Below are 7788 nucleotides of genomic sequence, written 5' to 3' on the forward strand. Positions count from 1 at the left end.
CATCGAGGACCTCATCATCGTCGCCGACGCAGGCATGCTCTCGGCCGCCAACCTGACGGCCCTGGACGACGCGAGGCTGCGGTTCATCGTCGGCGCCCGCACCACCCGGGCCCCAGGCGACCTGGAGGCCCACTTCCACTGGCACGGGGACGCCCCTGCCGACGGGCAGGTCATCGACACCATCACCCCCAAGCGGGGCTTGAACACCGAGCGGGACAAGAGCCGCAAGGCCGAGCCGGTGTGGGACCCGCACACCCATCCAGGCTCATGGAGGGCCATCTGGGCCTACTCCAAGAAGCGTGCGGCCCGGGACAACCAGACCCTGACCGCTCAGGCCGACCGGGCCCGGGCCGTCATCGCTGGTGAGAAGCGTCCCAAGGGCACGCGTTTTGTCACCGTCCATCAAGGCGATCAGGTCCTTGATGAGGCCTCCATCGCCAGAGCCCGGTCCCTGGTCGGCCTCAAGGGCTACGCCACCTTTCGTCCCCTCGCATTTGATGGATGCCGGTGAGGTCGTCTCCTCGTATCACGAGCTGTGGCACGTCGAGGCCTCTTTCCGGATGAGCAAGCACGACCTGCGAGCCCACCCCGTCTTCCACCACACCCGTGACGCCATCGAGGCCCACCTGACCGTGGTCATGGCCTCCCTGGCCGTAGCCCGCTACCTCCAGGACACCACCGGCATCAGCATCGCCAGGATCGTGCGCGAGCTACGCGGCCTGCAGGAGGTCACCATCAACCTCAACGGCCACCACCTCACCGCCGCCGACCCCCTGACCCCCCAAGCTGAAGACATCCTCACCGCCCTCAACATCCCAACAGGGCACTAAAAACTGTGCAACTCAGGCGTCGGAGGACACGGCCACCACGCCCTGTGCCTGGGCTATGAGGTTGAACAACCCGCCGGTGAGCAGCCCAGGCACCCGGGGAACGATCCCAGTTGCTGGAACCTTTGCCCTCTCTAAACTCGCTGAACCATATGACGAGCGTAATAGCCACAACTCTTAGTTCGGGCTACGATGGTCGTCATAGTGAACGGAGGGACATGTCGGGCTACAGGATCGACCGTCAGGTGACGGAGTTCGGAGAGCACGTGCGCGGGTGGCGCATGGTGCTCGGCCTGACCGCGCAGCAGGTCTCCGAGCGGGCTGGCATCACCCGTGACACTCTGCGCAAGATCGAGTCGGGCAACCCCAACGTCAGCTTCAACAGCGTCACCCAGGTGCTGCGCGCCCTGGGCATCCTCGACCAGCTTGTCGACGCGGCCGATCCCCTGGCCAGTGACATCGGCCGCCTCCGCGCCGGCCGCCTCACCAGAAAGCGCGCCCGATGACCACTGTCGAGATCGTCTCCGATGCCAACGGCTCCCACCGCCTGGTCGGCCAAGCGCACGTCACCCGATCGCGCGCCCAGATCTCCAAAACCTTTCTCTACGACCCCACCTACCTCGCCGAATGTGAGCAGAGGTCACACACGCGAATCGACTATCCCCAGGGGCGCTGAAGGAAGCATCTGTAGGCTGCGCCCGGCCTAGCCTGGCCTGGACCTGACACAGGCCTGGCCCCAAGCTTGCGTGACTGCGCCCCTCTCCCGGACCGGCCGCAGTCCGCCCGCCACACTCATTCCAGGAAGGGAACCCGGCAGCCTCATGACCATCGAGATGATCGTCGCCCTCATCGGCGCCTCAGTTGTCGCCTACGCGATTGCCAACAGGTTCCGCCTCATCGCCCCGGTACTTCTCATCGCCGCGGGCGTGGGCATCGCCCTGCTCCCAGTGGGTGAGGAGATGTCCCTACCCAGCACCGTGGTGCTCACGATCTTCCTGCCGATCCTCCTGTACTGGGAATCGCTGTCCGTCTCCCTCAACCGCATGCGGCGAAGCCTGCGCGGCATCATCCTCAGCGCCACGGTCCTCGTCGCCATCACGGCCGCCCTCATCACCCTCATCGGCGTCCTCACGGGGCTGAGCGTGGGAGCCGCTCTCCTCATCGGCGCCTGCCTCGGCCCCACCGACGCCACCGCCGTCTCCAGCCTGGGACGCGGCATCAACCCCAACGGCCGCACCGTCCTCCAAGCCGAGTCACTCCTCAACGACGGCACCGCCCTGGTCATCTTCGCCATCGCCCTCCAAGCTGCGCAGGACTTCTCCGGCGTCACCGCCGGGCTCGTCGCACAACAGCTCCTGCTGTCCTTCGGGGGAGGAATCGGTGCAGGAGTCCTCGTCGGAGCGGCAGTCACGAAGATCGGCATCCGGGTCCGCACCATCACCGACGACCCCATGCTGGCGACAATCACCGCCCTGGCCACGCCGTTCCTCACCTTCTTCATCGCCGAGGAGATCGGCGGCTCGGGCGTGCTCGCCGTCGTCACCTGCGGAATCGTCATCTCCCGCTTCGCCGCCCCGCACACGTCCCTGGGCTCGCGAGTCCTCGGCATCCCCTTCTGGACGATCCTCACCCACATCCTCAACACCATCCTCTTCGTCATGGTGGGGGTGGCACTCCCCGGCATCGTCGCCGAGCTCCCTCGCGCCGACCTCGTGCGCGGCCTCATCCTCATCCCCATCATCTACATCGCCATGGTCACGGGAAGGTTCGCAGGCCAGCACCTCATCATCTACTCCATCCGCGCCCTCGACCGCCGCCCCGAGCAACGCCTGCGCCGCACCAATATCCGGGGCCGCATCGTCTCCACGGTCGCCGGCTTCCGCGGCGCGATTTCACTGGCGATGGCCCTGTCCATCCCGACCTCCTTCGACGGCACCACCTACGCCGAGCGCAACCTCATCATCCTCGTCGTCGCCGGCGCGACCCTCCTGTCCCTCCTCATCCAGGGCCTCGCCCTGCCCTACGTGGTCCGCTGGGCCAACGCCAGGCCCTCGGCCGGCATGCAGACCGCCGAGTCCGTCGAGTCGCAGGAGACCGAGGCCCTTGCCGACATCCTCGCCGACACCATCAGTCAGCTCGACGCCATCGCAGAAAGCGCGGGTGTCGACGACGACACAGCCATCGAGGCAGTACGCGCCGACTACGCACGTCGTCACGACTCCGTGAGCAACGCCAACGCAGAAGAGGAGGCAAGCGTCTACGGTGACCAGGAAAGCGCCCTGCGGCTCGCCGTCATCGAGCACCTGCGCGAGCGCGTACACAGCCTGCGCTTCGCTGGCCGCATCGACGACTTCACCGCCTCGCGAGTAAACCGGCGCTTCGACGTCGAGACCCTCCACATCAACGGCCCCCTCGACGTCGAGTAAACCGGCGAACCGCCGGCCGGCGACATCGATCGCCTCCGCCCCGTTCGCCTCGGTAGAGCGTGCTTGGAGAGTATCTGCGGTCCAGTCACCGCCGCCTGAACCGCGCCGGCTCACCTCACCGGAGGTGAACGTTGGTCACGCACACCGTCTGCGTTGTCTACGCCACCGACTGCAGCGGCACGATGTTGTCGAGCTGCTCGCGCAGGGCCCGGCGCTCAAGCCTGAGCTCGTAGTGGCTCTGCAGGTTCATCCACAGCTCGGCAGATGTGCCGAAGTACCTGGCCAGACGTACAGCGGTGTCCGCAGTGATGCCGCGCTTGCCGTGCACGATCTCGTTGATGCGGCGCGGGGGCACGCCGATGGCCGTGGCGAGCTTGTTCTGGGTGATCCCGAACCCCTCGATGAAGTCCTCCATGAGGACCTCGCCCGGGTGAATCGGGTCGATCCGGTCAGTATCAGTGGTAGTCGACGAGTTCGACATCATCCGCACCTCCTTCATGCCAGGTGAAGCAGAGTCGCCACTGGGCGTTGACCCGAATGCTGTACTGGCCACGTCGATCGCCAGTCAGTCGCTCGAGCCGGTTGCCCGGTGGGATGCGCAGGCGTTGAAAACCGGTTTGCGATCTGGATTCCAGTATCTTAACTAAGTCCATCGAGTTTTAGCTGGAAGTTATTGACTACGCTGTGTCGCTTAGATGTGGCCGTGTTGATGATGCTAAGTCGAAGACTTCTGTTTCGGTGAGATCTGCGCGCCAGGGGTGAATTAGCGTCTTATGTTTCCTGAAGCCGCCTTAAACGTTATCCTTTTTCACCGTTGTTTCGCAGTTCGAACACCGCAACCAGTTGGTGGATTTGGGCTGAAGGGTATACCTCCCGCATTTGGGGCATTTAAAACCTTTGGCCATGATGAGGTCTCTCTGTCTAGGAATGTGGGACGACTGTAATGCTAGCACTCTTGTGTGCAGGGGCAGATCGCCGTCTGTTTGCCCCCGGGGCTTGGTAGTGTTCCTCCATACTGTGTGAGCGTAGGGGAGTAGTGGTGACCGTCAGCGCGGACGAAGCGAGCCGGACGCTGCCGGCGCTCATCGACCGCATCGCTGCCAGTCACCATGCTGTCGAGATCGTCTCGAGTAACGGCCGAGCGGTCCTCATGCCGGCCGACGAGTACGCGAGCTGGCAGGAGACCGCCCACCTCTTCCGGTCACCCAAGAACGCCCGGCGTCTGCTCGACGCATACGAGCAGGCTCTCATGGAGTCTTACCCTCGAACCTGACCGCATTGCAGGGGCGCTGGAGGGCGTCGGTGTCCAAATCGGATACAAAGGAGGCCCGGCGTTGCCAACCCGGGAAACGAAACGTTGGAATCATGCGGTTTCTTCTCGCAGGTTCTGTCCCGCTCTAGGCCTTTGTGTCCGATGTGGACATCGCCGGGCGTTCTGCGCCTGAGGAAGGTCGGGCCGGGCCGCAGAGGCGGTCAGCTCCGCCGCCCAGGAGAGCACTGAGGGGTGGGACGCGTCGGCGTCCCACCCCTCAGTCAGTGCTCAGAGCCGGATGACCGGCTCATCGCGTGCTCAGTTCTTCGCGCGGCGAGCCCGCAGCAGCAGGTACCCGCCGACAACCGCGACACCCGCAATGCCCAGGCCCAGCAGCGCGTTGGTCCCCGTGCGAGACAGCCTGCTGCCGGCCTTCGCCGCCCGCGTCGGCGCGGCGCTCGGCGCGCTGGCACCACCGGTCGGCTGCGCCATGGCTCCGTCAGACGGCCGATCAATCTCATCGGGCTCCATGCCCGGCTTCGACGGCGCCGCCGCGCTCCGGCTCGGTGCCGGGCTCGCGCTCGACGACGCCTTCCCCGACGGCGCCGCGGTCGCCTTCGGGTTCGCCACCGACGGCGCCCGGCCCGTCGCACCCGGCTTGGGGGCCGAGCTCGGCTGTGCTCCCGGCTTCTCCGAAGGCGCGGCGCTCGGCTGCGCACCCGGCGCCTGCGTGGGCTCAGCAGAAGGCGCCACCGTCGGGGCCTGCGTCGGCTCAGCGGCCGGAGCAGAGGACGTCTCCGGTGCGGGCGCAGCGGTCGGCCCAGCGCTCGGCTCAGGCGCGGAGCTCGGTGCCGGGGCCTGCGTGGGCTCCGTGCTCGGCGCGGCCGTGGGCTCCGGAGCCGGGGCGCTGCTCGGCTCAGGGACAGCGCTCGGCTCAGGCGCGGAGGACGGTGCCGGGGCCTGCGTGGGCTCAGCGCTCGGCGCGGCCGACGGGGCCGGCTGCTCCGTCGGTGCCGCCGAGGGTGCCGCTGTCGGCGACGGTGCCGGGCTCGGCTCCGCCGGCTTCTGGCCGCACTGCTCGCCGAGCCAGTTCATCGTGAAGTTGCGGTACCAGATGCCGCCGTAGTTGGCGCCGTCATGGGCATCCTCGCTGAGCAGCCCGATGCTGCCGTCGGACTGCACGGCGATCGTCGTGTAACCGACGAAGGGCTCGTGGAAGACCTTGCTGGTCGTCCAGGAGGCGCCGTCGTCGCAGGACATCGAGATGGTGCCGCGGTCACGCGACCACGGCTTCGGGTTTGGCGAGTGGCTCAGCAGCAGCACCTTGGCGCGCGGGTCGTCCGGGGCGGCGTTCGGGAAGGCCCGGATGATCTGGGCGTTGTCCACCGAGTCAGGCAGGTTCTGGTCGGACACCGGCTCACTCCAGGTCTGCCCGCCGTCGGTGGAGTGGGCCACCTTGCGGAAGCCGGAGCTGTCCGAGGCGCGTGAGTTGAGCATGAGGGAGCCGTCGGAGAGCTCAACGACCTTGTTCTCATCCATGCCGGTCCCGATCGGCGTGCCGGCCTGCCAGGTCTTCCCGTGATCGTCGGAGTAGACCGAGACGGCCTGCACCGCGCCGCCGGCGGTCCTGATCGTGTACTGCTGCACCAGGCGCCCGGCGTGGGGGCCGTGCTGAATCTGGATGCCCTGGCCCGAGGCCGCGAAGCGCGCGGTCCACGGGTTGTCCTTCGTGATGTCCGCGGTGATGGTGCGGTGCGTCCAGGTCCAGCCGTTGTCCGTGGAGGTCGACACCTCCGCCTGGATGATGCCCCGGTTGTCCGGGTCGGTGCCGGCCTGCGAGCCGCCCCAGCCCTGGTCGTAGGACTTGACGTGGAAGTTGAAGATCGTGCCCGTCTGGTGGTCGACGACGTAGCTCGGGTCGGAGTAGCCGACCTTCTTGCCGGTCTCCGTGCCCTGGTGGATGTAGGTGGGTGCCGACCAGGTCTTGCCGCCGTCGGTGGAGCGGCGTTGGACGATGTGGTTCGGGTTGGGGGCGTCGCTGCCGCCGTTGCCGTTGTCCTTCGGGCGCTCGTCGTAGGAGATGAGCAGGTCCCCGTTGGGGGCGGTGGTGATCGCCGGGATGCGGTAGTTGTCTGTGGCCGTGTTGGGGGCCACGTGCTGGGCCTGGCTCATCGAGGCCGGCAGCTCCGTACTCGCGTCGGGCGCCGGGGCGGGCGTGGCCTGCGGGTGGTCGCCGACGACGTTGATCGGGGTGCCGGTGGCGGTGAGCGTCTGGAGGGCGGCGCCGTCAGTGCCGGTGGCCGTCAGGGTGATCGACGGCGTCCAGCGGCCGGCGTCGACGTCGGCCTGCGTGATCGTGTGGGTGAGTGGCTTGCAGTTGTAGACGGCGCCCTTGCCCGGCTTGAGGCCGCCCCAGTGGCACTGGCGGCCCAGGTCGTCGAAGGAGGACTCGGTGGCGGCGACGTTGATCGTCTTGTCCGACACCGAGCGCACGCGCACCGTGTAGGTGACGGTGTCGCCCAGCTTGTAGTTCTCCTGGCTCGACGACGGCGTGATCGACTCGACCCGCAGCGAGTTGGCCTTGACCGGGCTCGTCGCGCCCTTGATCGTCTCCGGGGTGTTCAGGGCCTTCCCGGCGTACTCCACGGCCTTGACCTCGTAGGCGATCTGCGGGGTGAAGCCGCCTGCCTTGAGGTCCTCGGCGGTCACCGTGTGCGTGGCCAGGCCGGTGCAGTCGGTCTTGGTCGTCCCGGCCGGGACGTTGCGCCACCGGCACTTGGAGACGTTCCCGGACAGGTTCGTTGAGGCCGGGGCGTAGGAGTGGGCCTCACCGCTGGTGTTGGTGAGGGTGATGTTGAAGGTCATGACATCGCCGACGGAATAGAGGCCGTCCGCGGGCGCGTTCACCTGCGTGATGGTGACGTCGGCCAGGCCGTCAGACGTGGGGACGGCGTGCGCCGGGGGTGCGGCGGCGATCAGGCCGGTGGCGGCCAGTGGCAGGGAGCCCAGGAGGGCCGGCAGGCGCCTCCGGGAAAAAGGACTGTGCGATGTCATAGGTGTTCCGTTCTAGGGTGCCGAGGCGGCCTTGCCTTCAACAGGAGACGTAGACGGTAGATGTCAGACGTCTCACGATAAGGTAACGGAACATCTCGATTCTGCAAAGTCGGGCGAGTCGCCAAAGGCCGACCGTTCGGTCCCTGATGGCCCAGCCGTTCGGTCCCTGACACCGTGGCGCATCGCGCACACTTCGACAAAAACTTCAGAATCGACGGTGGGGTCAGGT

6 protein-coding genes and 2 pseudogenes are annotated in these 7788 nt (G+C 66.9%); 5 read left to right on the forward strand and 3 right to left on the reverse strand.

Annotated features, from left to right (window positions below):
• From HMPREF3165_RS13880 to HMPREF3165_RS09385, 4 genes and pseudogenes are all read left to right on the forward strand, one after another.
• A pseudogene (locus HMPREF3165_RS13880) lies at positions 1-830 on the forward strand (IS1634 family transposase); the annotation flags it as partial.
• 215 nt (positions 831-1045) lie between these two features.
• Positions 1046-1333, forward strand: a complete 288-nt coding sequence (locus HMPREF3165_RS09380) for a helix-turn-helix domain-containing protein (RefSeq protein WP_070512789.1) — start codon at positions 1046-1048, stop codon at positions 1331-1333.
• Positions 1330-1503: a hypothetical protein gene (locus HMPREF3165_RS13295; protein ID WP_256275248.1), complete on the forward strand. Its 174-nt coding sequence runs from the start codon at positions 1330-1332 to the stop codon at positions 1501-1503. Before HMPREF3165_RS09380 ends, HMPREF3165_RS13295 begins: the two co-directional genes overlap by 4 nt.
• 145 nt (positions 1504-1648) lie before the next feature.
• Entirely contained in the window at positions 1649-3253 is a 1605-nt protein-coding gene (locus HMPREF3165_RS09385) for a cation:proton antiporter (protein ID WP_070512792.1), read from the forward strand.
• A gap of 157 nt (positions 3254-3410) precedes the next feature.
• On the opposite strand, the gene HMPREF3165_RS09390 is transcribed toward HMPREF3165_RS09385, so the two are convergent.
• A complete protein-coding gene (locus HMPREF3165_RS09390; RefSeq protein ID WP_070512805.1) occupies positions 3411-3734 on the reverse strand; it encodes a HigA family addiction module antitoxin in 324 nt (107 codons plus the stop codon).
• Positions 3709-3855, reverse strand: a pseudogene (locus tag HMPREF3165_RS12990) (type II toxin-antitoxin system RelE/ParE family toxin); the annotation flags it as partial. The gene HMPREF3165_RS09390 and the pseudogene HMPREF3165_RS12990, both read right to left, overlap by 26 nt.
• A 437-nt stretch (positions 3856-4292) precedes the next feature.
• Here HMPREF3165_RS12990 and HMPREF3165_RS09395 point away from each other — a divergent pair.
• On the forward strand, positions 4293-4526 hold the full coding sequence (locus HMPREF3165_RS09395) for a type II toxin-antitoxin system Phd/YefM family antitoxin (protein ID WP_070512794.1): 234 nt from the start codon (positions 4293-4295) through the stop codon (positions 4524-4526).
• Positions 4527-4823: 297 nt separating this feature from the next.
• Here HMPREF3165_RS09395 and HMPREF3165_RS09400 read toward each other — a convergent pair whose 3' ends face one another.
• Positions 4824-7559, reverse strand: coding sequence for a sialidase family protein (locus HMPREF3165_RS09400; protein WP_070512796.1), 2736 nt, complete (start codon positions 7557-7559; stop codon positions 4824-4826).
• Positions 7560-7788 lie beyond the last annotated feature (229 nt).

This window comes from Actinomyces sp. HMSC08A09 (assembly GCF_001807465.1).
In the GTDB taxonomy this organism is placed as follows: domain Bacteria; phylum Actinomycetota; class Actinomycetes; order Actinomycetales; family Actinomycetaceae; genus Actinomyces; species Actinomyces oris.

What these genes read in the sequence shown, in the direction of transcription:
- HMPREF3165_RS09380 (WP_070512789.1), top strand. Translation starts at nt 1,046, where the DNA reads ATGTCGGGCTACAGGATCGACCGTCAGGTGACGGAGTTCGGAGAGCAC.
- HMPREF3165_RS13295 (WP_256275248.1), top strand. Translation starts at nt 1,330, where the DNA reads ATGACCACTGTCGAGATCGTCTCCGATGCCAACGGCTCCCACCGCCTG.
- HMPREF3165_RS09385 (WP_070512792.1), top strand. Translation starts at nt 1,649, where the DNA reads ATGACCATCGAGATGATCGTCGCCCTCATCGGCGCCTCAGTTGTCGCC.
- HMPREF3165_RS09390 (WP_070512805.1), bottom strand. Translation starts at nt 3,734, where the DNA reads ATGTCGAACTCGTCGACTACCACTGATACTGACCGGATCGACCCGATT.
- HMPREF3165_RS09400 (WP_070512796.1), bottom strand. Translation starts at nt 7,559, where the DNA reads ATGACATCGCACAGTCCTTTTTCCCGGAGGCGCCTGCCGGCCCTCCTG.